The organism is Amycolatopsis sp. WAC 04169 (genome assembly GCF_003947535.1).
Taxonomy (GTDB): Bacteria; Actinomycetota; Actinomycetes; order Mycobacteriales; family Pseudonocardiaceae; genus Amycolatopsis; species Amycolatopsis keratiniphila.
In genome coordinates this window covers 478823-505270 of record NZ_QHJI01000004.1, presented here as the reverse complement: position 1 = coordinate 505270, position 26448 = coordinate 478823, and the positions used below count along the sequence as shown (strand labels likewise).

Sequence of the window (26448 nt, the reverse complement as noted above, 5' to 3'; positions counted from 1 at the left end):
GAGGAAACGCAGTGTTGTTTCGCAGGAAAGCGATCGTGCCCGTTGGAGATGTCGAGCGGGCGGAGGCCATTCTGGTCGCTCAAGGCGTCAGCCGTGAACGGGCTGGTGGCGAACTGAGGGAGATGGCGCGCCGTCGCCACATCTCGCTGTCACGGTGCGCGGCTTTGGTGGCGTCGACCGGCCGGGTGCGGCGGTCGGCGTGAATTCGCGCCAGGACGAGATGCCCGCCGGCCTCACGCCGGAGCAGCGCAAGGTTTGGCTCGGTGAAGCTTTGCTTCCTCGCGTGCAGAGGTATCAGCCCGTACTGGCGGCGCAGGTCAGCGGAAGGCTGCTGAAGCTGAGCGCTGACGAGATTCTCGCCTTGCTCGCCGACGAGCCGAGCTTGGAACGGAAGATCGCCGAAGCGACGGAAGAACTGGCGCGGAAGCATCAGCACGACTGAACTCCCGCATGGCCCGAACGCGTGGTCGGCCCAGTCGACCTACGTCGACACCGCGCTGCTGCAAGCGAATGGTTCTTTTCCAGGGACGAGGGATTCATTGGCGGCGCAGGTCGTGCCGTGATCGGACTCCGCGTTTGCGGAGGACGTTCGCGACGTGTTCTTCGATCGTCCGGCGGGAGAGGAACAAGATGTCGGCGATCTCCTGGTTGGTCTGGCCGTCGATCACCAGTTGTTCGACTTGTTCCTCGCGTGGGGAAAGGTCTCCTCCCACGCTGCGCCGGTCTCGGATCCGCGCGCGTGCCGTGCTCTGCGCGCGCAGATGCCGTTGACAGCGGCCGGCGTCGATGGTGGCGCCCATCGCGTCGAAATGCTCCGCGAGTAGCCGCAAGTGGTCCTTGGCGCCGCTGTCGCCCGCGTGCCAGCGGTGCAATGCGGCTTGCTCGGTCAGCTGATCGGCGCGGTAGTGGTGGCCGATACGGGTGTGTGCCGCGGCGGCGGTCTCGTACTCCTCGGCGGCGTTGCCTCCGAGGTGGGCGGTCCGATAGGCGCGCGCGGCGAGCAGGGAGGCCGCGGCGAGGGGCGCGTGCCGGTCCTCGAGCGCTGTTTCGGCGTCGGCGATCAACCGGTCGGCGTCCGCGTCCCGGCCCGTGGCGAGGTAGGCCTGCACAGCGCTCGGAATGACCTCACCGGACCAGGTCCAGCCTTCCTTGCGGCGCACCAATTCGATCGCCTGGTCGGCCTGTCGCGAGGCTTGGACGATCGAGTCGCCGGCGAGCAGGCTGTGGATCAACGCGCCGGAGGCGGCGATGGCGACAGGCGCGATGGAATTGCGGGTGTCGGCGAGCCCGGCGTCGCGTAGGTTCCTCCGGGCTTCACTCCAGTTGCCCTGCGCCATCGCGTACCAGGCTTTCACCAGCTTCAGCTCGCTCACCACCGGGAACAGCTTCGGATAGGACTCTTCGAGTTCGCCCGCACGCTCGTCGATCCGCTCCCAGCGCCCGGCGGCCCAGTCGAGCCGGATCTGGGTCGCTTCGGCGGTGCCGACCACGTAGGAGGCGCCCGCGCCGGTCGCGAGATCGAGACCGGTGTGCAGAAGGTCCTGCGCGCGGCCCGCGTCTCCGACCCAGGAATACCCGTCCGCGAGATTGCAATGGGCCCTGGCCAGCTGGTGCCGGAGTTCGGCGGTGGTCGCGATGCCCAGGTAAGGAGCGAGCCGTTCGGCCGCGACGGGGTCCCCGATATGGGCCCGGGCACCGAGAACGCCGGCGAGCACCGGCAGGTCGGTGGTGATCGCCGCGTCGGCTTCGAGTGTCCTTTCGGCACGTTCGAGCCACGGCAGATGCCGGCTGATGGGCTGGGTTCCGAGGTAAGGCGCACAAAGGAGTGCCATGCCACGGGCGGTGAGGTCCGGCCGGTCCCGTAGTTCGGGAATGGCGAGTTCGATCTCGGTCCTTCCCTGCTCGATGCCGCCCGCCTCGCGAACGAGGACGAGGCCGTAGCTGAGCCGCACCTCCGCGCGGATCGCCCGGGGAAGGCTCGTGTCGCGGAGGAGTTGCCCGAGCATCCGGGTGTTGCGTTCCTGGTCGAGAACGGTGGGCGCCAGCGAGCAAAACCGTCGGACGGCGCGCACGCGTTCGTCGGTGGACAGCGAATCGTCGGTGAGCGCGGCGCGCAGGATGGTCATGGCCACGCCGGAATCACCGACTTCGACGGCGTCCGCGGTCGCCTGCTCGCACTGCGCCAGCCATGCGCGTAGCTGTCCGCTTCGTCGTGCGTGGTGGACCAGTCGGCGCATCGGCCGCGGATCGCGCGCGTCCAGCATCATCGTCGCCCGTTGATGCATCTTCTGCCGCTGAGGGCCGGGGATGGCTTCGTAGACGACCAGCCGGTCCAACTCCGCGTGAAAGCCGTAGCGATAGCCGCCGGTTTCGACGAGATGCCCGCACCACAGCAGATGCCGGACGAACGCGCGGACCCTTTCGGACGGCAGACCACTGATCAGAGCGAGGGCCTCGACGGTTTCGGGTTCCTGCAGGAGCGCTGCCGCCTCCAGCACCCGCCGGGCTCCGTCGGTGACTTCCCCCAGCCGATGCGCTACCGCGCCGACCAGCGAGGACGGCAGCGGATGGTCGAACACCGAGTCGATGAGCCGCTCGTCCGAATGCGCCTGCCCGTTCCGCGCCAACACATCGAGGATCGGCTCGACGTACACCGGCAAGCCGCCGCTCAGGGAGTGAATGCGCGACACCACTCCCGGCGCGAGACGTTTACCGCTGATCCGCGCTGCCAGTGCCGCGGTTTCCTCTTCCTCCAGCGGACCGAGTGCGATGACCTGGCCCGGCAGCCGGGAGCCGGACGAAGCCCACCCACCGGTGGACCGTCGTGTCGCCAGCACGCTGAACCGCGGCGGAGGATCACGCAGCACGAACCGCAGGAGATCCAGGGACGCCGCGTCGGCCCAATGCACGTCTTCGAGCCTCACCAGGCAGTTGGCGAGCCCGTCGAAGGCACGCCGGATCTCCGGGAAGAGAACGTCCCGCCGCGGATTCGGCGGGATCGTCACGGCCAGACCCGCTTTGCCGAGGATGGCGCGTACGACGTGATAGGCGAAGTGCCGGGACTCCGGCCCGCAGAAGACCGTCAGGATCGGGCCGAGCCCGGCTTCCGAGGTGGACAAGACCTGTGTCGTAAGGAAACTCTTCCCGGCACCTTCCGGTCCTTCCACCAGCACCACCGGAGTTCGCGCCCGGACCGCGGACAGCAGTTCTTCCCGCTGCTCGTCCCGAACACCGGTGCGACGGGCGACCGGAATGTCCTCCTGTGGCGAACCTTGTCGCATTTGGGCCCCTCGTTCTTCACGACCTTCGCGTTCGTGAATGTCCCACCACTCTTGACCCGTTCGGGGGAGTTTGACACCTGCATAAGTAGCAAACACGATCGGGTTCCCAGCAGCCAATTCAGCTCCAGGCGTGTCGGATCAACCCGTGTCGCTACGGGTACGGGCCCGGATTGTCGTCCTCGACGCCCACACGGAGTCTGGGGCGGCATTCGACGCCATCGCGCCGGCCGTGGTTTCCCGCCGGCCGGTACATCGGAAGGAGGCCCATGCCCGAGTCGATGCCGGACCCCGAGGTGTTCGCCGAGGTGACCCTCGCGGCGGTGCGAGATCATGTGGTGTTCGGCCAATTCGCGAGGATGCTCTCGCGGACACGGTTGTACATGCTTGCCCCGGAGGCGCCCGCCTTGCTCGCGGCGACCACTCGCCATGCGGAACAGAAGTGGGTGGCGACGTTCAGCACGCTGCGTGGTGCGCTGGAGTTCTCCCGGAAGTCCGATTTCCTCGTCGTCCAGGGTGACCACCTGGTCACCCTGTTGCCCGCCGAGGTCGGGCTTCTCGTCGACCCGGCGGAACCGCATGGGGTCGGTGTCCTGTTCCGATCACCCGCTCGCGAGCCGCTCACGGCCGGCGCCGGGTATCTGAACCGCGTCGGCACCAAGGTCATCAGTTCCCTCATGCCGGCGGAGACCTTGTTCTGGACCGCCAACATCCACAACGCGTTGGCGGTGCTGCGGCAGTCGGCGTACCCGTTGCCGTTCGACACGAACTGGGGGACCCCGACGGATTGGGAACAAGTCCCCGGCGCTCTGCTGAAGCTGGGATCGAAAACGCCGAGCGCGGACACGAATTGGCAGCGGCTCGGGAAACGGTGATTTTCTCGACTGCTGTTCCCGATGTCGCCTGGAACAGAATTGTCGATGCCGTGCCACCGGCGAATGTGGCGAAATGGATTTGCCTTCCTCCCCGGCACGGGTGAGCCGGTGAGGCGCGCGTCCGGATCGCGCAATACGGTTGTCGTCACGGTGCTGACGGACCCGGCGATGAGGTGATGGCGATGGCGACGGGCGAGGTTCGATGAGTGACCCGGCGTTCGCCGAACTCCTCGAGTCCGTCGAACAGGTACTTGCCGTTGGCGTCGGTGGTCGCGGCGACAGGGTTGCCGTCCGGTCCGATGATCGGGTGGCCGGAGCAGTCGAGCAACGCGACGGACACGCCGGGTTCGCCGTCGTCCTGAACTCCGCCGCGGTCCGGTGTCGCGCCACACGAAATCGCCCGGTTCGTACGTCGGGTTCACCAGACCGGCGTCGATGGGGAGGGGCAGCAACGCCTTCTCGGTGTTGATGCCGTCCGCGTACTGGTCACCGCTCTTGGTGTACGGACGTCAGTGCGCCTTGCGAGGGCTCGTCGAGATCGCCGAACAGTAGACATCGTCTCCGAGTGAAGTGCGCGGAACGGCGATGAACTGTTCTCGGTCGCGGGCTGGGGAGTCGATCAGCGCCACCCTTCTGGGGTTGTGACCTGCACGTATCCAGCGCAGCTAGGCCAAGCGGGTTACGGTCGAACCGCGGACGACTCGCACGGTGTCCGGTGCGGTCGGCGGTGACGGGAGCTCGTGATGGCGCGAGAGGCGGTGCGCGGTGTTCCGGAGTGGGTGAGCCCGATGCTGGCCGGTCCGGACGGTGGCCGGCTGCGGGAGGGGCCGGAGTGGGCGTACGAGTACAAGCTCGACGGCTACCGGGCGTGCATGAGGATCGCCGCCGACGGCACCACGGTGCTGACCAGCCGCAACGACGTCGACTTCACCGACGAGTTCGCGGACCTGACCGGTGTCCTGACGGAGGCGCTCGATGGGCGGAGCGCCGTGCTCGACGGGGAGATCGTCGTCTACAACGACGCCGGTCAGATCGACTTCGGGTTGTTGCAGGAACGCCGCGGCCGCTATCAGACCCATCGCAGCTCTGCTCGCCGTGACGAGCCGTTCGACGATGACGTTCCGGTCCGGTTCCTGGCGTTCGATCTGTTGCAGCTCGGCGGTGTCTCGCTGCTGCGCGAGCCGTATGACGAGCGCCGGAGGCAGCTGATCGCGCTGCCGATGCCGGATCCGTACCGGGTGGAGGTGGTGCGCGGGTTCACCTTCACCGATCTGGCCGCGGATCGCCGGACCCCGCGGCACCTGCTCGACCACGTGAAAGCCAGCGGTCACGAGGGCTTGGTCGCGAAGCTCCGCACCGCCGCCTACACCCCCGGACGCCGCAGCAACGCCTGGCTGAAACACCCGCTGACCCAGACGACCGAGGTGATCGTCTGCGGCTACCGGCCCGGGCAGGGACGGCTGGACGGCCTGATGGGCGGGCTCCTGCTCGGTGCCCACGACCCGGATAGCGGCGACCTGCTCTACATCGGTGACGTCGGCACCGGCTTCACCGAAGCCGAACGAGCCCGCTTGCAGGCCCGGCTCGACGTCCTCGAGCGGAAGCGGCATCCCTTCTCCGAGACACCACCCAGGGCCGGCACCGCGAGGGCGCAGTGGGTGGAGCCGGAGTTGGTGGGCGAGGTGGTGTTCCGGCAGTTCACCCGCGGCGCCGGCCGGCTGCGGCACACCGCGTGGCGCGGCCTGCGCGACGACAAGAAGCCCGCCGACGTCCTGGCCCCGCAACGACGCGGGCCCGCCTCTGCCCGAAAGACCACGCGTGAGCATGTGCAAGGTGAACCGGTGGCCGAGGATCGGCCCACGGCTTCACCGGGGGCGAAGGTCACCGTCCAAGCCGGTGACTGGAGACTCGTTCTGTCCAATTTGGACAAGTCCTTGTATCCGGACGGATTCACGAAAGGGGAGGTGATCAACTACTACTCGCGTATCGCCCCGGTGCTGCTGCCGCATCTGGCCGGGCGTCCGGTGACGTTCATCCGCTTCCCGGACGGTGTCGGCGGTGAACAGTTCTTCGAGAAGAACGTCCCGCACGGCGCGCCGTCGTGGCTGCCGACCGTCCGGATCGCCCGCAGCGGCAGCCGGGGCTCGACAGAGCCGATCATGTACGCGTTGCTGGACGAACTCGCCGCGGTGGTGTGGGCGGCGAACATGGCCGCGCTCGAACTCCATGTTCCACAATGGACCGTCGGCGACGGCGGCACGCGCCGCCCGCCGGACCGGCTGGTGTTCGACCTCGACCCCGGGCCGGGAACGTCGATCGTGCACTGCTGCCGTGTCGCCGAACGACTGCACGACGCCCTGACCGAGGACGGGCTGACCGCGTGGGCGAAGACGTCCGGCTCGAAGGGCATGCAGCTTTACTGCGCCATCACCACCGACGACCCTGCGGCGCCGTCGGCGTACGCCAAGAAGCTCGCGCAACGCCTGGCCCGGGAGACACCGGGCCGGGTGACCGCGGTGATGGCCAAAGCCCAGCGGACCGGGCGGGTGTTCATCGACTGGTCCCAGAACAACCCCGCCAAGACCACCGTGGCCCCGTACTCGCTGCGCGGCCGCGACCATCCCACCGTCTCCACCCCGATCACCTGGGACGAAGTCCGCGCCTGCTGCCGCCCGGGGCAACTGGTGTTCACCGCCGACGACGTCCTCGACCGCGTCAACGAACACGGCGACCTCCTCGGCAACCTCGACGCCACACGAGCAGCTCTGCCATAGCGCCCAGGTAGTCCCATCCCGGGATCCCTGCGGATTCCCGTGTCGGGCGGCTTGAGGGCGTCGGTTGATGTCACGTTGAGATTCGCGCGCCCCTGAATTCCTTACGAGGGCGGGGTGAGATTCTGGCAGAGGTGGGTGGGGAATGCCGGTTCGGCGGCGAGGATTTCGCCGCAGCCGCCGCCCTTTGCCGAGGCGAAGCTCATCCAGCCGTTGCCGGCCCAGCGGTATGGGTGCTCGGCCTCCGCGCTGAACTCGACCTGCGCCACCCATGCTTCGGCGCAGTGGTCGGTGGGCGGTTCACAACCGAGGATCTGGTCGCATTTCCTCCAGCCGGTGGAGGTCAGCCCCCAGGTGTCCCCGGCGTTGACGAGCACCGGCCGCTTCCCGATCGGTGCCGCTGTCTTCATCGTGAAGTCGGTCGGGACCTGTTTGCAGTCCGGGTCGTTCCCGGGCTGGAACACGACGCCGGCGTGGATCCTGTTGTCAGCCTCGGTGATCTGGGGGCGCGGTTGGACGGGCTTTCGGGCCGAGGGGGGATAAGATTCCCGACGTGTTCACGCTGCAAGACGGCACGACGATGCAGTGGCGCCAGATGTCCAAGACGGGTGGCGAGACAATCGACATCTTCCCAAGCGGCAAGAATGCGTTGAGGGTGCATCTCGATGGATGACGCGCGGGCGCGGGAACTGCGTGAGATCGAATTGGCCGTGGCCCCCACGCCGCAACTGTTCGAGATCGAACGAGCCGTGGCGCCGACCCTTGACGACGGGCTCGACGACTGGGTACCGGTCGACACCCTGATCTGGAACGCCATCCAGGTCGTCCCCGAGGACAGCGACCGCTTCGTGGGATTCTTCGCCGCCGTGCTCGGCTACCTGCTCCGCGAAGGCCTGATGCTCGTGGGAGACATCGGTGACACGGGGTTTGAGCCGTGGACGTCGTCCATCGAGGACACTGTGGAGCGGGTCGTCCGCGACTGCCAGGCAGTCGATTGGTCACCCCAGGGGAGCTTGTGCTGGCTGTCGAACACTCCGAAAGGAGACCAGCGGGCCCAATGAGCCTCATGTGCGCGCTACCTGTTCTGGCGCAACCGGGCCTGACCAGAGCCCGGCCGGGGTCATGTGCCGCTCTGACCACAGCCGAGTCGTTGGTGACGGAAACGCGAAGAGGGCGGCCGGTGGCATCAGCGGCACGAGAAGCAGCCCCCGATGTCGTGCCCCAGCGAGCAAGCCGACGTGCCCCGGACCCGTCGTCGCGATCACGGCTTCGGATGGTGAGCCCGCAGCGGCGAGGGGCCGGCCGGTGCTCGGGCACGACCATCTCAGCCGACGAAATGCCGTCTGGCCGCGATACCTGGAGGCGCTCATCGCGGCCGCCCGGCTCGCGATCGTCACCGCGATGGCGAGCTTGATGATCAAGCTGCCCGACATCGCCCAGACGGGGGAAAGGATCACCGAATCAAAGAACGCCAAGACCTCACGGGTCGGCTTGTGTGCATCCTGCGAGTGCCCCCGGTGAGATTCGAACTCACACTGGACGGGTTTTGAATCCGTTGCCTCTGCCAGTTGGGCTACGGGGGCGGTGCCCGGTGAACTTTACGGGATCACGGGTGCGCGCCTTCCGCCGGGCCCGGAGTGTGACGACCGTCTGACGTGGTGAACGCCATCTAGCCGTCTGGATCGTTCCCGGTAGGCTTCAGGTTCGCGGACGGACCGCGAGCCGAACTGCCCGACGACCTTCAGGAGGACCCCGGTGACCGAGCAGGCTGCCGAGGCCAATGGTGCCGTCGCCGCACCCCAGCGGCGGGTGCTCGTGGCCGAAGACGAGGCCCTCATCCGTCTGGACCTCGTCGAGATGCTCCGCGAAGAGGGCTACGAGGTGGTCGGTGAGGCCGGGGACGGCGAGCAGGCCATCAACCTGGCCACCGAGCTGAAGCCCGACCTGGTGATCCTCGACGTCAAGATGCCGAAGCTCGACGGTATCGAAGCCGCTTCCAAGATCACCGGCGACCGGATCGCGCCGGTCGTCATCCTGACCGCGTTCAGCCAACGCGACCTCGTCGAGCGGGCCAGGGACGCGGGCACGATGGCGTATCTGGTCAAGCCGTTCGCCAAGCGTGACCTGGTGCCCGCCATCGAGCTGGCCGTGAGCCGGTTCGCCGAGCTGCAGGCGCTGGAATCCGAGGTCGCGGGCCTCACGGACCGGCTCGAGACGCGCAAGGTCATCGACCGTGCCAAGGGCCTGTTGATGAGCCGTCAGGGGCTCACCGAGCCGGACGCGTTCCGGTGGATACAGCGCACCGCGATGGACCGCCGGACCACGATGAAGGCGGTCGCCGAGGCCGTCGTCGAGAGCATCGGCTGACGAAGCCCGCGAGAGCACGCCGGCGACTACCCTGCACGGATAACCGGACGAGGGGGGCGCATGACGACGTTGCTGGTGCGGGTGTCGGGGGACGAGGAGCTGGACGCGGAGACGCGGAAGCTCCGGAGGGCCTTGCTGGAGCTGGACGTCGAGGACGTCCGCCTGCGCGAGGTCGTCGCACCCGACGGCGCGAAGGGCGCCGGAACCGACATCGGGGCGATGGTCGTCAGCCTGGGTGGCTCCGCGGTGCTGACCGCGCTGGTCACCGGGGTCTGCCAGGTGCTGCGGACCTGGGTGACCCGTGACAAGGACCGGCGCGTGGTGATCGAGGTCGGCGACCACAAGCTGGAGCTGACCGGAGGGAACGCCGAACAGCAGGCGCGCGCGATCGAAGCCTTCACGAAAACGCTGGAGCTGGAAGCGGACTGACGACATGGGCGTCCGCGACGCGCTTCTGATCGCCACCGGCACGTACAGCAGCGGGCGGCTCGCCGGGCTGCGTTCGCCCGCCGCGGACGTCGTCGAACTCGCCGGCGTGCTTTCCGATCCCGCGATCGGCTGGTTCGAGACCCGGCAGGTCGTCGACGCGCCGGCGCATCAGGCGATGCGCGCCATCGAGAGGTTCTTCCGCAACCGCGGTACCGACGATCTGCTGGTACTGCACATCTCTTGCCATGGCGTCAAAGACGACGACGGCCTTCTGTACTTCGCTTGCGCGGACACGGATCCGGATCTGCTCGCGTCCACATCGGTCCCCGCGGAGTTCCTGCATGCCCAGATGGGCAGGTGCCGCGCGAAGTCGATCGTGTTGTTGCTCGACTGCTGTTTCAGCGGGGCGTTCGTGCCAGGGATGAAGGCGACCGCCGGAGTGGACGCGAAAGAACAGCTGTCGGGCTACGGACGTGCGGTCCTGATGGCCACCGGCCGCACGGAGTACGCGTGGGAAGGGAGCCGGTTCCGGGAGCTCGAACCGGAGCCTTCACGGTTCACCGAGGCCATCGTCCACGGTCTGCGCACCGGGGAAGCGGATCGCGACGGCGATGGCAGGGTGGCGGTGGACGAGCTGTACGAGCATGTCTACGAGCGCCTGCGGGAATCCGGGGCCAAGCAGACACCACAGTGGTCGTCGGAACTGGTGCATCGCGTGTACCTGGCGAATCGCGCGATTTCGCTGCAGTCGGAGCGGTCGCCGCAATCCCGGACCCGGCCGCAGCGCCGTGCTCGCCGTGGGCAGGACGCGTTGATCCTGCTCGACGTCCCGCTGCGGGACGCGGTTCTGGGGTCCGTCGAAACGGTGCAGGTCGAGACCCCGGTCACGTGCGAAGAATGCCTGGGGCTCGGCACCGCCGCGGATTCCGTCGTCGAGCGGTGTTCCGGATGCGGTGGGGACGGTCTCCGGGACGGGGAGGACTGCGGGACCTGCGACGGATTCGGGACGCTGATCCACGATCCCTGTCCGGTCTGCGCCGGCGACGGCCGGGTCCGCATGCGGAGGGGGCTGACGGTCAAGATCCCGCCTGGGGTGGCGACCGGTATGCGCATCCGGCTGTCCGAGCAGGGTGAAGTCGGGCTTGGCGGCGGGCCCGCCGGTGATCTGTACGTCGAGATCAACGAACTGCCCGACGACCGGTTCGAACGGCGTGGCACGGACTTGCACTGCACGACCAGGATCCCGGTCGCGATCGCGCGGAAGGGCGGGATCATCGACCTGGACACGTTCGACGGCACCAGAAAGGTCCGGATACCGGCCGGGGTGAAGCGCGGCAGCCTCGTCCGGCTCGCCGGGCTCGGGGTTCCGCTGCTCCGCGCGTCCGGCGAGGTGGAGGACCGGGGCGACCTGATGGTCACCCTCGAATGGTGACCCGGCTCAACGCTCCGGGGGATCTTCGAGAATCCGATCGTCCTGGTGCGCGCCGTAGAACTGGGTCTGTCGTGCCATGATCTCGCGCATGGTGGTCCCTCTTGGGACGCCATACACGACTTCCGGGAATTCCAAGGTGCGTTGCAGTTCCCAGAGTTCGTCGTGCCGGTCCGGAGAGAACAGCGTGGCCGGGTTCCCCGCGGCGATCCAGCCGATGGGGAGCACCGCGCCGGGTTCCAGCCGGGAAGCGACGTGCAGCACGCTGTTGATCCGCAGCTCGGCGCCGGTGCCGGCGACCGAGCCGGGGAACAGCGACGCGCCGGTCGCCACGAACACCTCGTCCTCGATGGTGGCGCCGTTGACATGGGAGTGCGGACCGATCAGCACCGCGTCGCCGACGGTCACGGGATGCCGGGTGCGGCCTCGGATCAGCGCGTGCTCCATGATGACGACGTCCGACCCGACGCGTATTTCCCCGTCTTCCGCGGAGAGCACGGCACCGTGCAGGACCCGGGCGCGCTCGCCGAGAACCACCGCGCCGCTCAGCACCGCGGACGGCGCGACGTACGCCGATTCGGGTACCACGGGGCGTCGTCCTCGATGTTCGATCAGCATGGCTCCACGCTATCCGCGATCACGGCGCCGGTGATGTGGAAACCCCGACACCTCCCGTCGAGGCGTGGGTTTCCCGGACCTGGCCCGGCTCGAACGGGCCGCCACCCCCACCATGCGACGGGCAGGACGCACCCTTACCGGGTAGATGCGCCTTGGGCAGGCTCATCGTGATGATAGGCCGGAGCCACCTACCACGGCGACGGATTTCCTCCGTGCTGATCCCTGGCTCAGGTCGAGTCGGGCGCGTCGCCGGACGCCGAGGTCGCGGCAGGTCAGTCGAGCCGGAACCGTTGTGATCCGGGGCGGCCGAGAAGGACGCCCATCGTTTCGACCATCGCTTGAGCGGCCGGACCGATGCGGTGGCCGGTCAGCCGCCGGCCGTGCTCGTCTTCGAGGCGAGCCGGACGAGTGGTGGCCGTCAGCGCCGACCGGACCGCCCGCGTTTGCCGCAGCAGGACTTCGTGTGCGGAGGCACCGACTTCGTCCGCGAACCAGCGCACTGCCAGCCTGCCGGCGCCGAAGTACACACCGCCTTCCGGGTGCTGGTACCGGGCGTCGTGATCGCAGTACGTGCCGCAGGGATCATGCCGGCGCGTCGAGCGCAGGAGTTGCATGATGGCGGCGACCGGTGGCCCGGCCGGCGGCGGGACACCCTCGGCGAGGGTGACGGTCGATGGCGGGCTCGCGCCGATCGGCAAGTGCAGGAAGGCCTGAACTCCGCGGTCGACGCAGTTCATCGCGTTCGCCAGCGAGCCGTGGAGGTGCACGGGGTGAAGCCCTGGCGGTCCGGGCGGCGAGCACCGCCATCCCGCGTCGGGGAACGTGTCGCGCAACGCCAGGCCGAACGCGTCTTCGTCCTCGGGCAGCAACCAGGTGCCGACGTTCATGGTCTGTGAGCCGGCGATCGCCATCGCCAGATGGTAGGTCACGCCATTCGACGACATTCGTCCAAGACCGGTGGCCGTCGACCGTGCACGATCCTCGTATGAGCGAGAACGGTGCCGAGCATTCGCAGCGGATACACGTGGTGCGCGACGGTCCACGGGAGGCGCCGCCGCTGCTGCTCATCCACGGATCGGGGGCGTCGGGTACCTTGTGGAGCCCCGTGGTCCCGGCCTTGGCCGGCCACCATCACGTCATCCGGGTCGACCTCCCGGGCTGCGGCCAATCCCCGCCCGCACCGCCTTACGACGTGCCCGCCCAGGCGAGCCGAGTGGCGGCGGTCCTCGACGAACTCGGCGTCGGCGACGTCACTGTCGTCGGGCACTCCAGCGGCGGCTACGTCGCCACCGCCCTCGCCGAACAGCGCCCCGGCCTGGTGCGGTCGGTCGCGCTGATCAGCTGCGGCCCGCAGCCGAGCGCGCTGCTTCCCCAGCCGTTGATCCTCCGGATCCTGCTGAGCCCGCCGTTCGGCCCGCTGATCTGGCCGAGACGTTCGGATGCCTTGATTCGCAAGGGAATCGGGGCGACGGCCGCCCGTCCGGTGGAGGTTCCCGACGAAGCGGTCGCCGATCTCAAGCGCATCTCCTATGGCACGTTCAGGACGATCTTGCGCCGCAACACCGAGTACATCGCCGAGCGCGGCGTGCCCGAGCGTCTCGCCGCCCTCACCGTTCCGGTGCTGGCGGTCTTCGGTGGCGCCGACCCTCGCTGGGACCCGTCTTCGGTGCGCCAGTACGAGGTGGTGCCCGGCGCCCGGATCGAAATGCTGTCCGGCGTCGGGCACCTTCCGATGCTCGAGGCGCCTGAGGTGATCAGCGAGCTGTTGCTGAGCTGGACCTCGCGGGAGCGGACGGCGAACACCCCGCCCACGGTCCCCGAGCAATAAACTGGTCGTGTGCTGCCGACTGGAACACCGGACTGGGAAGCGGTGGACATCGCGGTTCCGCGCCGGTCGAACCGGCTGCCGGGCGTCACCATGGCCGGGTTCCGCCAGCGGCTCCCCGCCCCCGTGGACATCGCGATGGTCGCGCATCCCATGGTCACCGTGCTCATCGATCTGAGCGAGGGTGAAGGCATCGTCTCCGAAAGCCGCGGCCGTCGCGAGCGGGGCAGTGTCGTCATCGGGCTCATGCCCGGCGAGCTACGGGCGGGCGGCCGCGTGGGCGAATGCCTCCAGATCCGGCTGGAACCGGACGTGGCGGCTTCGGTGCTCGACGCGTCACCCGATCTCAACGGGACGATGGCGCCCCTGTCGGACGTCTGGGGCCGCGACGCCGGGCGGCTCGAAGACCGGTTACGTGCCACCGCGTCCTGGGACGAACGGTTCGGGATCGCGGCCGAGGTCGTGGGCCGGCGGATACGCGCCCGCACGCCGGTCGCGCCGGAAGTCGCCCACAGCTGGCGGCGGACGCTGATGAGCCGGGGGCGGATACAGGTCGACAGCCTGGCGGACGAGGTCGGTTGGGACCGCAAACGCCTGTGGGCCCGCTTCCGGTCGCAGCTCGGCATCAGCCCCAAACGCGCCATGCGGCTGGTGCGGTTCGACAACGCCGCTCACCTCCTCGCCGCTGGTCACCCCACCGCGCGCGTCGCCGCCGAGTGCGGCTACACCGACCAATCCCACCTCCACCGCGAGGTCAAGGCGTTCACCGGGCACACGCCCTCGGCCGTGGCCGTCGCGCCGTGGCTCGCCATCGACGACGTCGCGTGGCCCGCGTCGTCCGGTCGAGTTCACGAGCGGTCGGCGTAGATGGTGGCGCCCGTGGTGGGCGCGAAGCGGGCTTGGAAGAAGCGCAGGTGCGGCGGCTCGTGGGTGAAGGTGAGCCCGTGGGTGATGTCGTGGCGGTTCTTGTGGACGCGCACGAGGCTGTCGGCGACGTGGTCGATATGGCTCTGGGTGTAGACGCGGCGGGGGATGGCGAGCCGGAGGAATTCCAGCGGCGGGTAGCGGTTCTCGCCGGTGGCCGGGTCGCGTCCGGCTGAGACGGTGCCGCGTTCGACGCCGCGGATCCCGCCTTCGAGGTAGACGGCGGCGGCGAGGGTCTGGCCGGGGAGTTCGGTGCGGGGGAGATGGTCGAGGACGGCGGTGGCGTCGACGCAGACGCAGTGCCCGCCGACGGGATGGACGATCGGGACGCCCGCGGTGTCGAGCCGGTGGCCGAGGTATTCGAGCTGGGCGATGCGGGCGCGGATGTGGTGTTCGTCCACGGATTCGCCGATGCCTTGGGCGATGGCTTCCATGTCCCGCCCGGCCATGCCGCCGTAGGTGTGGAGGCCTTCGTAGAGCAGGACGAGCCCGCGTGCCTGTTCGGCGAGGCCGGGGTCGCGGAGGGCGATCCAGCCGCCGATGTTGGCGAGACAGTCCTTTTTGGCCGACATGACGGCGCCGTCGGTGGGGGCGCACAGCGCGAGGAGGATGTCCGCGATCGAGCGGTGTGCCCAGCCCGGTTCGCGTTGTTTGACGAACCAGGCGTTCTCGACGGCGCGGGCGGTGTCGAGGAAGACGGGGATTCCGTGGGCGTGGGCGAGATCGCAGGCGGCGGTGAGGTTGGCGACGCTGATCGGCTGGCCGCCCGCCATGTTCACGGTGGCGGCGAGCGAGACGTAGGGGATGGCGGCGCCGTGTTCGGCGATGACGGCGCGCAGTTTGTCGAGGTCGACGTTGCCCTTGAACGGATGTTCGTCGCGCGCGTCGTGTGCTTCGTCGATGATGACGTCGTGGAAGGTGGCGCCGTTCAGTTCCTGGTGGGCGCGGGTGCTGGGGAAGTACATGTTGCCGGGGACATGGGAACCCGGGCGGATGAGGCAGCGGGAGAGGATGTTCTCCCCGCCGCGGCCCTGGTGCACGGGGATGACGTGTTCGTAGCCGTAGTGGGTGCGGACGGCCTGTTCGAAGAGGTAGAAGCTGCGGGCACCGGCGTAGGCCTCGTCGCCGCGCATGAGCGCCGACCACTGCCGGTCGGACATCGCGCTGGTGCCGGAGTCGGTGAAGAGGTCGATGTAGACGTCTTCGGAGCGGAGCAGGCAGGGATTCCAGCCGGCCTCCCGCAAGGCCTCTTCGCGGTGTTCGCGGGTGGTGGTGCGGATCGGTTCGATCATCTTGATCCGCCAGGGTTCCGCCGGGTGGTCAGGCATTTCGGATCACCTTGTCTCGTTCGAGGTGGTTGAGGAGCGGGCCGGTCATGGCCGTCGTCACGAGGGCCATGGCGACCATCGCGGTGTAGAAGGCGCTGTCGATGACGCCGAGGCCGAGCCCGATGCTGAGGAACACGAGTTCGGTGACGCCGCGGGTGTTCATCAGGGTCGCGAACACCGCGGCCGGACGCGGCGGCTGTCCCGCGAGGCGGGCACCGAGGTAGGCGCCGCCGCCCTTCGCGACGACGGCGACCGCGATGATCGCGAGGGTTTCGGTCACCAGGGCGGCATCGAGCCCGCCGAGGTCGACCTTCCGTCCTATGAGGACGAAGTAGAGCGGGACCAGCAGTGACGCCACAGGCGTGATCAGCGCGGCGGGGTCGTGCTGGGACGAGGGCCGTCCGGCGGCCATGCCGACCAGGAACGCGCCGATCGCGGAGTGCAGGCCGATGGCGTCGGTCATCGCGGCCCCGGCGCAGGCGAGGGCGACCATGGTCACGGCCGCGGTCGGCGCGGACAGGTGGTCCGTCGTCCGGCCGAACCACGGCCGGGCGAGGACGAGCAGGCCCGCCAGGAACGGGACGGCCGCCAGAAGCGTCCAGACCTGGGTTCCACTGTGGACGGACGCGACGACGGCGAGTGCCGCCCAGGCGGTGGCGTCGGTGAGCGCGGCGGCGGTGAGCGCGCAGCGGCCGCGGTCGTCGTCCAGCATCCGGCGTTCGGCCAGGATCCGCGCCAGTACGGGAAAGGCGGTCACCGCCATGGCCGCGGCGGCGAAGAGGACGAACGGCGTGACCCCGGCCGGGGCGTGGCGGGTCGCCAGCCAGAGCGCCAGCAGCGCGCCGAGGACGACCGGGACGACGGTCGCGCCGAGGGCGGGGACGAACGCCGCCTTGATCCGTGCCGCCGTCATCGACGGCGCGAGGCGGGCGCCGACCCCGAACAGGAACAGGATCAGGCCGAGCTGGGCGAGCGCGTCCAGCGTCGTGTCGACCCGGCCGGGCAGGCCAGGCCCGGCCTGCAGGGCGAGGCCGACCACGAGCCCGCAGGTGATCTCCCCGAGGACGGCGGGCTGCCCGGCCCGGGTGAAGACCCAGCCGAAGCAACGGGCCAGTGCCAGCAGGACGGCGAGCGCGGCGAGCAGCAGGGCCAGGTCAGGCATCGGGCACCCGCCACCGCCTGCCGTCCGCGGTGGGGACGAGCCCGCCGGGGAACATCGGCGGCTCGTCGCCCGCGGCCTCGCCGAGCAGGCCACGTAACTGGAGCTGCACCCCTTCGGCGAGCACGTCGCCGAACATCGCGCGGGAGAAGTCCTGTGAGGACACTCCGCCGACAAGCTCGGCGAAAGCCTCGTCGGCGGTTCCGTGATGGCCGGTCAGCCGTCGCGCGTGCCGGAAGTAGTCGTCTTCGCCGGAGTCCAGCCGGTAGAAGGTGATGAGGAAATCCCGGAAGAGCGCGAATTCCCGGCGGTAGCGGGCCTCGAACTCGGCGAAACACCGCTTCTCGTCCGCGAAACCCGCAAGGGTGCTGTTGATCGACCGGGCGGCCAGCAACGCGCTGTAGGTCGCCAGGTGCACACCCGAGGAGAACACCGGGTCGATGAAGCAGGCGGCGTCGCCGACGAGCACCATGCCCGGCGCCCACAGGACGGTCCGGTCGTAGGAATAGTCCTTCCGCACCCGGAGGCGGTCATAGGGTGGCTCGGTCGCGCGCCGTGCGTCGCGGAGGAAATCCTTGACGAGCGGGCAATCCTCGATCAGCGCCGCATAGGAGGCGTCCGGATCGCCCTGCACCCGGTCCGCCGATTCCTGTTTGACGACGGCGCCGACGCTGGTCAACGTGTCCGACAGCGGGATGTACCAGAACCAGCCGTCGGGGAACGAGACGCACAGGATGTTCCCGGCGTCGGGCGCGGGCATCCGGCGGCCGCCCTCGAAGTACCCGAACAGCGCCAGGTTCCGGAAATGCGGCGAATATTCGCGGATACCGCCGACGTCGTGGTGGAGCCGGCTGCCGTGCCCGGAGGCGTCGACCACGAACCTGGCCGTCGCGTGCCGTTCGTGTCCGGTGTCGTCGAGGTAGCGGACGCCGCCGATCCGCTCGCCGGCCCGGAGCGTGCCGAGTGCCCGATGTCCTTGCCGGATCTCGGCGCCGAGCCGCCGGGCGCCGTCGAGCAGCAACGCGTCGAACCGGGTGCGCTCGACCTGATACGCGTACGACGTGGGCCCGGCCATGCGGTCGGACGCGGCGAAGGAGAACGTCCACGGTTCGGCGCCGCTGCCCCATTTGAAGGTGCCGCCCCGTTTGCGGACGAAGCCGGCGCGTTCGATCTCGTCGCGGACCCCGAGCACCGCGCAGATCCCGTGGATCGTGGCGGGGAGCAGGGATTCCCCGATCTGGTAGCGCGGGAAACGGTCTTTGTCCAGCAGCAGCACCCGGTGACCTTCCGCGGCGGTGAGGCCGGCGACGGTGGAGCCACCCGGGCCGCCGCCGACGACGATCACGTCGTAGTCGTCCATCACGGCGTCCTTCCTTTCTCGGTAACGGGAACGAGTTCGGCGAGCCGGGCCACGGTGCGGCGCAGCAGGACGTCCCGCAGCGAACAGGGCACGCCCCGTGCCCGTAACCGGGCGGCCAGCGCCGCGGCGGAGAGACTGTGCCCGCCGAGGTCGAAGAAGTCGCTGTCCGCGTCGACCGCCGGAATCTCCAGCTGGACACGGAACGCGGCGGCGACGAGCTCCTGTGTGGAGGTCAGCACGATCGTCCGCCGTACCGCGACGGGCGGCTTGAGAGCGGCCCGGTCGATCTTCCCGGTCGGCCCGAGCGGCATGGCGTCGAGCGGGATCACGGCGGAGGGCAGCAGATACGACGGCAGCACGGCCCGCAGTCGTTCCCGCAACGTCGTGACGCTTCCCGTGTCGAGCACGACGTAGGCGACCAACCGCGGCTCGCTGCCTTCGGCCCGGACGACGGCCTGCCGGACGCCGGGAGAGGCGAGCAGGGCCTGCTCCACCTCGCCGGGCTCGACCCGGTGACCGCGGATCTTGACCTGGTCGTCCAGCCTGCCCAGCCATTCCAGCTGACCGTCGGCCGTGAGACGGCATCGGTCACCGGTCCGGTACCGGCGTTCTCCCATGGTGACGAACCGATCCGCGGTCAGCTCCGGCCGCCCGGGATAAGCCAGCGCGAGGCAAGAGCCAGCGATCACGAGTTCGCCCGGTTCCCCGACCGGCACGGGCCGCAGGTGTTCGTCGACGACCTGGGCGGTGGTGTTGCCGATCGGCCGCCCGATCGACGGCGCCGCGCGATCGTCGAGCCGGCAGGCCGTGGTGAACACCGTGCATTCGGTCGGGCCGTACAAGTTCACCGCGGTGACGCCCGCGGCCCCGCGCAGCTGTGCCCAGAGATCACGCCCGACGGCCTCCCCGCCCATCAACAGCATCCGCGGACGGCTCCGTCCGTCGAGCAACCCGGCCTCCAGCAGCGCCGACATCTGCGCGGGCACCGCCTCCACGACCGACAACCGGTGCTCCCGTACGAAGTCCACATAGGACGCCGGATCCGCGCGGACGGGGTCGGGAAGCAGGTGCAGCTCGTGCCCGCCCGCCATCCACAGCAGCGGATTCCACGACGCGTCGAAGACCAGCGGCAATCCGTGCGCCACCCGCTGAGGAGCACGGCCAGCGGGGAAGAACGCGTCTGCCAGTTCGCCGTACAGGTTGACCAGGCTCCGATGCCCGACCAGCACCCCTTTGGGCAGGCCCGTCGAGCCGGAGGTGTAGATGAGGTACGCCGGACCGGCGACGTCGCCGGGCGGCCGGTGCCCGGCATACCCGGCGAGCTCCACCTTCCAGTCCTCTGTGGACAGGACCACGTCCGCCCGCTGCCTGAGGCACGCCACGTCCGTCAGCACGACGGCGGGACGGGCGTCGGCGAGTATCGCGTCGATGCGTGCGGCGGGCTGGGCGGGATCGACCGGAAGGTGGATCGCTCCCGCCTTCGCCACCGCGAGTACGCCCAGCACCGCCCGCACGGACCTCGTCATCGCGCAGGCCACCACCGTCCCCGGCGACGCGCCCGCGTCCTGGAGCGACCGGGCGAGCCGGTCGCCCCAGAGGTCGAGTTCGTGGAAGGTCCAGGGGACCTCGTCGGCCACCAGGCAGACGCGGTCCGGCGACCGCCGGGCCCGCTGCTCGAACAACCCGCACCAGGTCACGTCGGGAAGCCTTCGTGTCACGCCGCTCACCGAGGACAACGCCGCGTCAGTCATCGCACGGTTCCAATCCGGACCGGACCAGCTCCCAGAAGCGGGCTTCCTCACCTGGCGTGAGAACCGCCAGGTGGCCGCCGGGCACGACATGGCCGGTGAACCGCCCGGTCGTCCATGCCCGCCAAGCCCAAATCTCCTCGTCACCGGTCGCGAAGTCCGGGTCGTCCGCGCCCCGGATCGCGACCACCGGGCAGGACAACGGCACACTCGCGGGGCCGGGATAGGCGCTGGTCAGCCGCAGGTCACCGAGGAACAGATCGAGCGCGTACTCCCGGAGCTCGGGGAAGTCGTGGTAGTCAGCCGACGAGCGTTCCAGCAACCGTCTCGCCTCGGCGGTGTCCGTCTTCGCGTATTTCCCGGGAAATCGCCGCTGCGGCGCGCACGCCCCCACGACGACCAGCCCCGCGGGGCCCGGCCGTCCCCGGCCGACGACGCGCTGGGCCACCTCGAGGGCGACGAACGCGCCCATGCTGAAACCGATCAGCACGGTTCGTGAAAATCCTTCGGCACCGAAGCGGGCGAGGCATTCCAGGGCGATTCCGTCGGCGAGGCCGGCGAGCGATTCGCCGGGAGCCTCGGTGAGACGCTCGCCGTGTCCGGGGTATTCCACGCCCCATACCGCTGATGCCGCCGAGGTGCGAGCGAGCCCGCGCAGGCCGAGAACCGTGCCTCCGGCGGGTGGAAAGCACAGGTACGAAGGACTACGAGCGGGGACGTTGTCCACTGTGGACAGTGGGCTGACGGCAGTGTTCATTGCCACGTTCTCTCCGAACCGTTCGTCAACGGGGGGTCGCCGCCCGTTGAAGACGAAGCCGAAGGCACGACGCATCGCCTCGGCGTCCATATCGGACGGAGCGGGCCGGTGCTGTGCGCTACGAGCGAATTTTCACGATGTCGCGCCATCCCGGTGAACGTCCGGGCTCCGCGCTGATGACGCGCCTTGGCGAAAGTGGGATTTCGCCTCGCCCGCACCTTTGGGGTGCTTCCGCGGCCGCGCCGACCGCGGGAAAGATGCGGGCTCCTTCTTGCTTCTCTTCCGTTAGGTGGTAACCGTCAGAGGTGGTGGTCCGAAAGATACGACGCCGTTAGACCGTTCGGGGTAACAGTTTGATGGCGAGATCAAACCGGCTGCATGCGGCGATCCAGTGAGGGGGCCGCTCACCCGGGCGGGCTACCTCAGGATGAGTGACCGCCTCACCGGATTCGTCGCGGCCTGGCCGATCGGATGTGCCGGTTTCAGGTGTGGTCCGGGGCGAATCGGCCGTCTTCCCGATACAGCCAATACCGGCGCAGCATGCGCAGCACCACGGAGACCTGCAACGCGGTGATCCCGGGTAGCGGCGCGAGATCCCGGGTGAGGAAGTCGGCCATTTCGTCCTCGTTCCGGAACACGCCCTGATGGATGACCGAAGCCGTGCCGGCGACGATCGACACGTACCGCGCCGACGGATGCCGCGCCAGTTCCCCCGCCACGGCCTGGATGGCGCCCGGGGTGATGGTCAGTGCGATGACCGCTTCCAGTTCGTAGCCGAGCTGCGCGGGTTCCACCTCGACGCGGGGCCGGACGAGGCCGCGCCGCAACGTCGACTGGATCAGCCGGTAGGCGGTGGACTGGCTGAGGCCGAGGCTCCGGCCCGCTTCGGCCGCGGTGATCCGCCCGTTCGCGGCCAGCAGCCCGATGAGCCGTCGCTCGTCCGGGCCCACTGCGTCGGCGTCGAAGCCGTCCGGGACGATCTGTTCGCAGGACAAGATCCTCTGCTGGTCTTCGCTGAGCCGGTGCAGCCGCCAGGAGTCGGCCCTGGTCGGCGCCCGCAGCACCAGCTCCGAATGGGTGCCCGCCACGCCCGGCACGCCGGGGATGCGCTCGGCGAGCAGCTCGCGCGCCTCGGCCCGGTCCGGAACGTGTACGGCCAGGTAGACGTCCGACCGGCCCGCCGTCTCCGCGGCGAGCTGGACCTCCGGAAACCGCGCGAGCGCCTTCGCCGCCGACCCCGACGCGCCCGGTTCGGTCGTGACCCAGACGTGCCGCGGGTTCCCGCGAGCCCTCGCCGTCCACTCGACCTGGCCGATCACCCGGAGGATCCGCTGTTCCTCGAGCCGGATCAGCCGCCGTCCCACCGTGCTCGCGGAAACGTCGAGCGCTTCGGCGAGTGTGGCGACCGAGGCGCGCGGGGCGATCTGGAGCGCCGCGATCAGGTCGAGGTCGGGTTCGGTCAGCATCCGCTGAATATATCAGTCATTTGAAGGGATCATCTGACTGATCCGTGCAGAATCCGAATCGAGGTTGCACTATTCGTTCGCTTGAGTTTGTAATGAGCCTCCGATCAGGAAGGAGCCGCGCCGGTGAGTTCCAGCCAGGCCAGAACGACCTCACGTCCGATGAATCTCCTGCTGCGCGCGCTCGACGGCGTCGAGCGGCTCGGCAACAAGCTGCCGCATCCGTTCTGGCTGTTCGTCATCCTGAGCGGAGTGCTGGCACTGGCCAGCTGGGGGCTCAGCGCGGCCGGGGTGTCGGCGGTGAACCCGGCGACGGGCAAGACGGTCGAGGCGAAGAACCTGCTGTCCGCCGACGGCGTGCGGATGATGGTGACCGACGCGGTCAAGAGCTACACGTCGTTCCCGCCGCTCGGCACGATCCTCGTGGTGATGCTCGGCGTGGCGGTCGCCGAGCGGTCCGGTCTGCTCGCGGCCGTGCTCCGCTCCGGTGTCTCGAAGGTTTCGCCGCGGTGGGTGACCTTCGCGCTGGCGTTCACCGGAATGGTGTCCCACGTCGCGTCCGACGCGGCCTATGTGGTGCTGATCCCCTTGGGGGCCTTGGCTTTCCGTGCGGTGGGGCGGAGCCCGATCCTGGGCATCGTGGTCGCGTTCGTGTCCATCTCCGCCGGCTACGACGCGAGCCCGCTGATCACGCCGACCGACGCCATCCTCTCCGGACTGACCACGGCGGCGGCGCAGACGATCGATCCGGCCTATTCGGTCACCCCGCTGGCCAACTACTTCTTCTCGCTCGCGTCGTCGGTCGTGCTGGCCGCCGTGATCACGCTCGTGACCGAGAAGGTCCTCGCGCGGCGAGCCGAGGCGATGCCCGTCGACGACGACGCGGAGGAGGACGATCTCGGTTCGCTGAAGCTCAGCCGTGAGGAACGGCGGGGCCTGCTCGCCGCGCTGATCGCGCTGGCCGTCTTCGTGGTCGCCCTGGTGCTGGCGGTGCTCCCGGCCTCGTCGCCCTTGCGCGGCAAGGGCGGAAGCATCATCGAGTCGCCGTTGCTGACCTCCATCTCGATCTTCCTCGCGCTCGGCTTCCTGGCCGCGGGCTGGGCCTACGGCAAGGTCGCCGGGACGGTGACCAGCAGCCGCGACATCCCCGGGTTCATGGCCCACGGCTTTCGCGAGATGGCGCCGATCCTGGTGCTGTTCTTCGCCATTTCCCAGTTCCTGGCCTACTTCAAATGGACCGGCATCGGTGAGATCACCGCGATCAACGGCGCCGGTCTGCTCGAATCCGCCGGGGTCTCCGGGCCGGTCATCATGCTGGGCATCCTCGTCGTGGTGACCCTGGTGAACCTGATCGTCACCAGCGGCTCCGCCCAGTGGGCGCTGATCGGCCCGGTGTTCGTGCCGATGCTGATGCTGCTGGACATCCCGCCGGAGACCACCCAGGCGCTGTACCGCATCGCGGACTCGTGCACGAACGCGATCACCCCGATGAGCCCGTATTTCGTGATGGCGCTGGGTTTCCTGCAGCGCTACCGGCGCTCGGCTGGGATCGGCACGCTGTTCTCGATGACGGTCCCGCTCTCGTTCGCCCTGCTGGTGGTGTGGACGTTGCTGTTCTTCGTGTTCTGGGTGTTCGGCATCCCGCTCGGCCCCGGTGCCCCCGTTCGCTAGGAAAGGATTCTCTTGTCACACACGGATTGGTCCCGGCAGGCCCTGCCCGCCATGCTCGACGATCTGCGGAGCATCGTCGAGCTGGAGACGCACAGCTACGACAAGCCGATGCTGGACGAAGGCCTCGACGTCATCCGGGCGTGGGTCTTCGACCGGCTCGGCGCACCCGATACCGAGGCCCGGCACACCGACACGGTCCGGGGCGACGTGCTCGAACTGGGCTACCAGGGGACGGCGCCGGGCACGGTACTACTGCTGAGCCACTACGACACCGTCTGGCCGACGGGCACGCTCGCCGGATGGCCGTACACCGACGAGGACGGCCGCGTCACCGGTCCGGGTGCGTTCGACATGAAACTCGGCCTGGTGCAATCGGTCTGGGCCCTGCGCGGCCTCCGCGAACTCGGCCTGCCGCATCCGTCGGTCAAATTCCTCTTCAACGGCGACGAGGAGATCGGCAGCCCCCACTCACGGCCGTACATCGAAGCGGCCAGTGAAGGCGCGCTGGCCACCCTCGTCTTCGAGGCGTCGCTGGACGGCAAGCTGAAGACCGCGCGCAAGGGGGTCGGCCTGTTCGACGTGACCGCCACCGGCGTCGAGGCGCACGCGGGCCTGGACCCGTACGCGGGAGCGAGCGCGATCCACGCCCTCGCCGAGATCGTCGGGAAACTGGCGGCCGCGGGCTCGCGCGAACTCGGGACCACGGTCAACGTCGGCACCATCTCCGGCGGCACCGGCCGGAACGTCACCGCGGGCGGCGCCGGCTGCGGCGTCGACGTCCGGGTCGCCGAACCGTCCGAAATGGACCGGATCGACAAGGTGCTCGCCGGTCTGGAAGCCGCCGATCCCCGCGTGACCGTCTCGGTCGAAGGGGAGTGGAACCGGCCGCCGATGACCCCGAACGACCCGTCCCGGGCGCTGTTCGCGGTTGCGCGGAAGGTGGCCGCCGAAGACGGCTGGGAGCTGGAGGAGACCGCGGTGGGAGGGGCGAGCGACGGCAACTTCGTGTCCGCGCTGGGCCGCCCGGTGCTCGACGGACTCGGTGCCGTCGGAGGCGGCGCGCACGCACGCGACGAACACATCCTCGTGCAGCACATCCCGGAACGGACGGCGCTGGTGATCGGGCTGATCGCGGCACTCGCCTGACGAGGGGGGATCCGAGGTTTCGGCGACCGCCCGGCGTGGTAGCCCACATGGTGTCAAAGCCCGCAGTCGGGGAGTGACACCATGACCGTTCCGATGGACAAGGGAGCCGTCGTCGCAGGCTATGACGGCTCCGAAGAAGCGCGGAAGGCCGTGCGCTGGGCGGCGGAGGAAGCCGCTGTCCGAGGTCACGGACTGGTTATCGCCCATGTCGTCGGGTTCCCGCCCGTGCCCGAAGCCCTCCCGAGCGGCGGCGCTTGGCCGCGGCCCGGGTTTCTCGAAGCTGGTCAGGAAACAGCGCAACGGCACGCCGAGGCCATGCTCGGAGACATCGCGCAGGAATGCCGCCGGGCATGGCCGGAGCTGACCGTGTCGACGCGGCTGTTGTCCGGCCGCGCGCCCGACGAGCTGGCCCGCGCCGCGGAGGACGCGGACCTGCTGGTGATCGGTTCGTCCGGGCTCACCGCGCTGCCCAGGCTCCTGGTCGGCTCCACGGCCAACGAACTCCTGCACGACTACCACCGGCCCATCGTGGTCGTGCGCGCCGGCGACGAACCGGCGGCGGACGGCGACCGGAAGGTCGTGGTCGGTGTCGACGGATCCGAGACCAGCAAGGAAGCCATCGGGTTCGCCTACGACTTCGCCGACCGGCACCACCGCGCGCTGGTGGCCATGCACGTCTGGTCCGATCTCCCGCTCGAAGCGATGGCGGTGACTCCCACCGAGCACGACCGGGAGCTCATCGAGGAACGCGGAAAACCCGTGCTCGACGAAGCACTGGCCGGATATCGGGAGCGGTATCCGGACGTCCCCGTCCACCGCGTGATCGCGGTCGACCGGCCCGCTCACGCGCTGGCCGAGCAGGCCGAGGGCGCCGCGCTGCTCGTCGTCGGCAGTCACGGACGCGGCCCGCTACGCCGCGCACTGCTGGGCTCGGTCAGCCGCGCCATGGTCCACCACGCGCCGTGTCCGGTCGCCGTGGTCCGTCACCACAAGGAACGCCACGCCGGTAACCGCTGAGCCCGGCGGTAAGTGTTGTGCGCCCACACGAGCGCGCTCGCGGCGGCGACGCCGGTCAGGAACACGAGGCCCCTGTCGCTGAAGAGTCCCACCGTGATCATGAGGAGCGCGGTGATCTCGGCGACGAAGAGCACGGCCCACCAGGCCTGGACGCCCGGGGCCCGCTTCACCTGGTCGAAGGCCGCCGCGAGATCGGGGTCGCTCGCGGTCAGGTCTTCTTCGATCTCCTGCAGGATGCGGCGGTCTCGGCGTCGCACGATGCCTCCTTCGTCGGCCTTGTACC

General features: G+C 69.2%; 25 protein-coding genes and 1 tRNA gene. 13 read left to right on the top strand and 13 right to left on the bottom strand.

Annotation, left to right across the window (positions count from 1 at the left end):
• The first annotated feature begins 154 nt into the window (after positions 1–154).
• Positions 155–442 (top strand): hypothetical protein, encoded by a 288-nt coding sequence (locus DMC61_RS11335; protein WP_158634087.1) that lies wholly within the window; start codon positions 155–157, stop codon positions 440–442.
• 94 nt (positions 443–536) lie between these two features.
• Here DMC61_RS11335 and DMC61_RS11330 read toward each other — a convergent pair whose 3' ends face one another.
• Positions 537–3281: a LuxR C-terminal-related transcriptional regulator gene (locus DMC61_RS11330; RefSeq protein WP_125689060.1), complete on the bottom strand. Its 2745-nt coding sequence runs from the start codon at positions 3279–3281 to the stop codon at positions 537–539.
• 266 nt (positions 3282–3547) lie between these two features.
• Between DMC61_RS11330 and DMC61_RS11325 the strand changes: the two genes are divergently transcribed.
• Positions 3548–4153, top strand: coding sequence for a hypothetical protein (locus tag DMC61_RS11325; protein WP_125689058.1), 606 nt, complete (start codon positions 3548–3550; stop codon positions 4151–4153).
• Positions 4154–4298: 145 nt separating this feature from the next.
• On the opposite strand, the gene DMC61_RS11320 is transcribed toward DMC61_RS11325, so the two are convergent.
• Positions 4299–4493, bottom strand: coding sequence for a hypothetical protein (locus DMC61_RS11320; protein WP_125689056.1), 195 nt, complete (start codon positions 4491–4493; stop codon positions 4299–4301).
• Between the two features lie 403 nt (positions 4494–4896).
• Here DMC61_RS11320 and ligD point away from each other — a divergent pair, with 403 nt between their 5' ends.
• A complete protein-coding gene (gene ligD / locus DMC61_RS11315; protein ID WP_199749953.1) occupies positions 4897–6927 on the top strand; it encodes a DNA ligase D in 2031 nt (676 codons plus the stop codon).
• Positions 6928–7028: 101 nt separating this feature from the next.
• Here ligD and DMC61_RS11310 read toward each other — a convergent pair whose 3' ends face one another.
• Positions 7029–7388 carry a hypothetical protein gene (locus DMC61_RS11310; protein ID WP_125689054.1) on the bottom strand — a complete coding sequence of 120 codons (360 nt, stop codon included), beginning with the start codon at positions 7386–7388 and terminating at the stop codon, positions 7029–7031.
• 201 nt (positions 7389–7589) lie between these two features.
• On the opposite strand from DMC61_RS11310, the gene DMC61_RS11305 reads away from it, so the two are divergent.
• Positions 7590–7985: a hypothetical protein gene (locus DMC61_RS11305; RefSeq protein ID WP_125689052.1), complete on the top strand. Its 396-nt coding sequence runs from the start codon at positions 7590–7592 to the stop codon at positions 7983–7985.
• Between the two features lie 244 nt (positions 7986–8229).
• Positions 8230–8445, top strand: a complete 216-nt coding sequence (locus DMC61_RS11300) for a hypothetical protein (RefSeq protein ID WP_125689050.1) — start codon at positions 8230–8232, stop codon at positions 8443–8445.
• Here DMC61_RS11300 and DMC61_RS11295 read toward each other — a convergent pair.
• A tRNA-Leu gene (locus DMC61_RS11295) sits at positions 8434–8507 on the bottom strand. The two genes, DMC61_RS11300 and DMC61_RS11295, sit on opposite strands and share 12 nt — an antisense overlap.
• Before the next feature lie 172 nt (positions 8508–8679).
• Between DMC61_RS11295 and DMC61_RS11290 the strand changes: the two genes are divergently transcribed.
• Genes DMC61_RS11290 through DMC61_RS11280 form a run of 3 tightly spaced genes read left to right on the top strand, consistent with a single transcriptional unit; the run spans position 8680 to position 11152 of the window.
• Complete coding sequence (locus DMC61_RS11290; RefSeq protein WP_005157321.1) at positions 8680–9291, top strand: ANTAR domain-containing response regulator; 612 nt, start codon at positions 8680–8682, stop codon at positions 9289–9291.
• 60 nt (positions 9292–9351) lie between these two features.
• Positions 9352–9720, top strand: coding sequence for a hypothetical protein (locus DMC61_RS11285; protein WP_125689048.1), 369 nt, complete (start codon positions 9352–9354; stop codon positions 9718–9720).
• A 4-nt stretch (positions 9721–9724) separates the two neighbouring features.
• Complete coding sequence (locus DMC61_RS11280) at positions 9725–11152, top strand: DnaJ C-terminal domain-containing protein (protein WP_125689046.1); 1428 nt, start codon at positions 9725–9727, stop codon at positions 11150–11152.
• Positions 11153–11158: 6 nt separating this feature from the next.
• Here DMC61_RS11280 and DMC61_RS11275 read toward each other — a convergent pair whose 3' ends face one another.
• Together DMC61_RS11275 and DMC61_RS11270 are read right to left on the bottom strand one after the other, a co-directional pair.
• Positions 11159–11767 (bottom strand): gamma carbonic anhydrase family protein, encoded by a 609-nt coding sequence (locus DMC61_RS11275; RefSeq protein WP_125689044.1) that lies wholly within the window; start codon positions 11765–11767, stop codon positions 11159–11161.
• A gap of 272 nt (positions 11768–12039) precedes the next feature.
• A complete protein-coding gene (locus DMC61_RS11270; RefSeq protein WP_125689042.1) occupies positions 12040–12696 on the bottom strand; it encodes a hypothetical protein in 657 nt (218 codons plus the stop codon).
• Positions 12697–12752: 56 nt separating this feature from the next.
• Between DMC61_RS11270 and DMC61_RS11265 the strand changes: the two genes are divergently transcribed.
• Positions 12753–13595: an alpha/beta fold hydrolase gene (locus DMC61_RS11265; RefSeq protein ID WP_125689040.1), complete on the top strand. Its 843-nt coding sequence runs from the start codon at positions 12753–12755 to the stop codon at positions 13593–13595.
• Positions 13596–13604: 9 nt separating this feature from the next.
• On the top strand, positions 13605–14459 hold the full coding sequence (locus DMC61_RS11260; RefSeq protein WP_233594771.1) for an AraC family transcriptional regulator: 855 nt from the start codon (positions 13605–13607) through the stop codon (positions 14457–14459).
• On the opposite strand, the gene DMC61_RS11255 is transcribed toward DMC61_RS11260, so the two are convergent.
• The 6 genes from DMC61_RS11255 to DMC61_RS11230 all read right to left on the bottom strand — a co-directional run bounded on the left by DMC61_RS11255 (position 14441) and on the right by DMC61_RS11230 (position 22334).
• Positions 14441–15844, bottom strand: coding sequence for a tryptophanase (locus DMC61_RS11255; protein ID WP_125689038.1), 1404 nt, complete (start codon positions 15842–15844; stop codon positions 14441–14443). The two genes, DMC61_RS11260 and DMC61_RS11255, sit on opposite strands and share 19 nt — an antisense overlap.
• Positions 15837–17006, bottom strand: coding sequence for a cation:proton antiporter (locus DMC61_RS11250; protein WP_125689036.1), 1170 nt, complete (start codon positions 17004–17006; stop codon positions 15837–15839). The genes DMC61_RS11255 and DMC61_RS11250 overlap by 8 nt, the downstream gene beginning before the upstream one ends.
• The gene (locus tag DMC61_RS11245; RefSeq protein WP_125689034.1) at positions 16999–18363 is read right to left on the bottom strand and encodes a tryptophan 7-halogenase; all 1365 of its coding nucleotides are present in this window, start codon (positions 18361–18363) and stop codon (positions 16999–17001) included. Before DMC61_RS11245 ends, DMC61_RS11250 begins: the two co-directional genes overlap by 8 nt.
• The gene (locus DMC61_RS11240; RefSeq protein ID WP_233594770.1) at positions 18363–20114 is read right to left on the bottom strand and encodes an amino acid adenylation domain-containing protein; all 1752 of its coding nucleotides are present in this window, start codon (positions 20112–20114) and stop codon (positions 18363–18365) included. The genes DMC61_RS11245 and DMC61_RS11240 overlap by 1 nt, the downstream gene beginning before the upstream one ends.
• Positions 20107–20868: a thioesterase II family protein gene (locus tag DMC61_RS11235; protein ID WP_125689032.1), complete on the bottom strand. Its 762-nt coding sequence runs from the start codon at positions 20866–20868 to the stop codon at positions 20107–20109. Before DMC61_RS11235 ends, DMC61_RS11240 begins: the two co-directional genes overlap by 8 nt.
• 482 nt (positions 20869–21350) lie before the next feature.
• Positions 21351–22334 (bottom strand): Lrp/AsnC family transcriptional regulator, encoded by a 984-nt coding sequence (locus tag DMC61_RS11230; RefSeq protein ID WP_125689030.1) that lies wholly within the window; start codon positions 22332–22334, stop codon positions 21351–21353.
• Between the two features lie 159 nt (positions 22335–22493).
• Between DMC61_RS11230 and DMC61_RS11225 the strand changes: the two genes are divergently transcribed.
• From DMC61_RS11225 to DMC61_RS11215, 3 genes are all read left to right on the top strand, one after another.
• On the top strand, positions 22494–24002 hold the full coding sequence (locus DMC61_RS11225; RefSeq protein WP_125689421.1) for an AbgT family transporter: 1509 nt from the start codon (positions 22494–22496) through the stop codon (positions 24000–24002).
• 51 nt (positions 24003–24053) lie between these two features.
• Complete coding sequence (locus tag DMC61_RS11220; RefSeq protein WP_125689420.1) at positions 24054–25148, top strand: M20 family metallopeptidase; 1095 nt, start codon at positions 24054–24056, stop codon at positions 25146–25148.
• 81 nt (positions 25149–25229) lie between these two features.
• Positions 25230–26165 (top strand): universal stress protein, encoded by a 936-nt coding sequence (locus DMC61_RS11215; RefSeq protein WP_233594769.1) that lies wholly within the window; start codon positions 25230–25232, stop codon positions 26163–26165.
• Here DMC61_RS11215 and DMC61_RS11210 read toward each other — a convergent pair.
• On the bottom strand, positions 26132–26422 hold the full coding sequence (locus DMC61_RS11210) for a DUF3040 domain-containing protein (RefSeq protein WP_158634086.1): 291 nt from the start codon (positions 26420–26422) through the stop codon (positions 26132–26134). The two genes, DMC61_RS11215 and DMC61_RS11210, sit on opposite strands and share 34 nt — an antisense overlap.
• Positions 26423–26448: the final 26 nt, after the last annotated feature.

Coding starts and splice junctions, on each gene's coding strand:
- DMC61_RS11330 (WP_125689060.1), bottom strand. CDS start 3,281: ATGCGACAAGGTTCGCCACAGGAGGACATTCCGGTCGCCCGTCGCACC.
- DMC61_RS11325 (WP_125689058.1), top strand. CDS start 3,548: ATGCCCGAGTCGATGCCGGACCCCGAGGTGTTCGCCGAGGTGACCCTC.
- ligD (WP_199749953.1), top strand. CDS start 4,897: ATGGCGCGAGAGGCGGTGCGCGGTGTTCCGGAGTGGGTGAGCCCGATG.
- DMC61_RS11305 (WP_125689052.1), top strand. CDS start 7,590: ATGGATGACGCGCGGGCGCGGGAACTGCGTGAGATCGAATTGGCCGTG.
- DMC61_RS11285 (WP_125689048.1), top strand. CDS start 9,352: ATGACGACGTTGCTGGTGCGGGTGTCGGGGGACGAGGAGCTGGACGCG.
- DMC61_RS11280 (WP_125689046.1), top strand. CDS start 9,725: ATGGGCGTCCGCGACGCGCTTCTGATCGCCACCGGCACGTACAGCAGC.
- DMC61_RS11275 (WP_125689044.1), bottom strand. CDS start 11,767: ATGCTGATCGAACATCGAGGACGACGCCCCGTGGTACCCGAATCGGCG.
- DMC61_RS11265 (WP_125689040.1), top strand. CDS start 12,753: ATGAGCGAGAACGGTGCCGAGCATTCGCAGCGGATACACGTGGTGCGC.
- DMC61_RS11255 (WP_125689038.1), bottom strand. CDS start 15,844: ATGCCTGACCACCCGGCGGAACCCTGGCGGATCAAGATGATCGAACCG.
- DMC61_RS11250 (WP_125689036.1), bottom strand. CDS start 17,006: ATGCCTGACCTGGCCCTGCTGCTCGCCGCGCTCGCCGTCCTGCTGGCA.
- DMC61_RS11245 (WP_125689034.1), bottom strand. CDS start 18,363: ATGGACGACTACGACGTGATCGTCGTCGGCGGCGGCCCGGGTGGCTCC.
- DMC61_RS11240 (WP_233594770.1), bottom strand. CDS start 20,114: ATGACTGACGCGGCGTTGTCCTCGGTGAGCGGCGTGACACGAAGGCTT.
- DMC61_RS11235 (WP_125689032.1), bottom strand. CDS start 20,868: ATGAACACTGCCGTCAGCCCACTGTCCACAGTGGACAACGTCCCCGCT.
- DMC61_RS11230 (WP_125689030.1), bottom strand. CDS start 22,334: ATGCTGACCGAACCCGACCTCGACCTGATCGCGGCGCTCCAGATCGCC.
- DMC61_RS11225 (WP_125689421.1), top strand. CDS start 22,494: ATGAATCTCCTGCTGCGCGCGCTCGACGGCGTCGAGCGGCTCGGCAAC.
- DMC61_RS11220 (WP_125689420.1), top strand. CDS start 24,054: ATGCTCGACGATCTGCGGAGCATCGTCGAGCTGGAGACGCACAGCTAC.
- DMC61_RS11215 (WP_233594769.1), top strand. CDS start 25,230: ATGACCGTTCCGATGGACAAGGGAGCCGTCGTCGCAGGCTATGACGGC.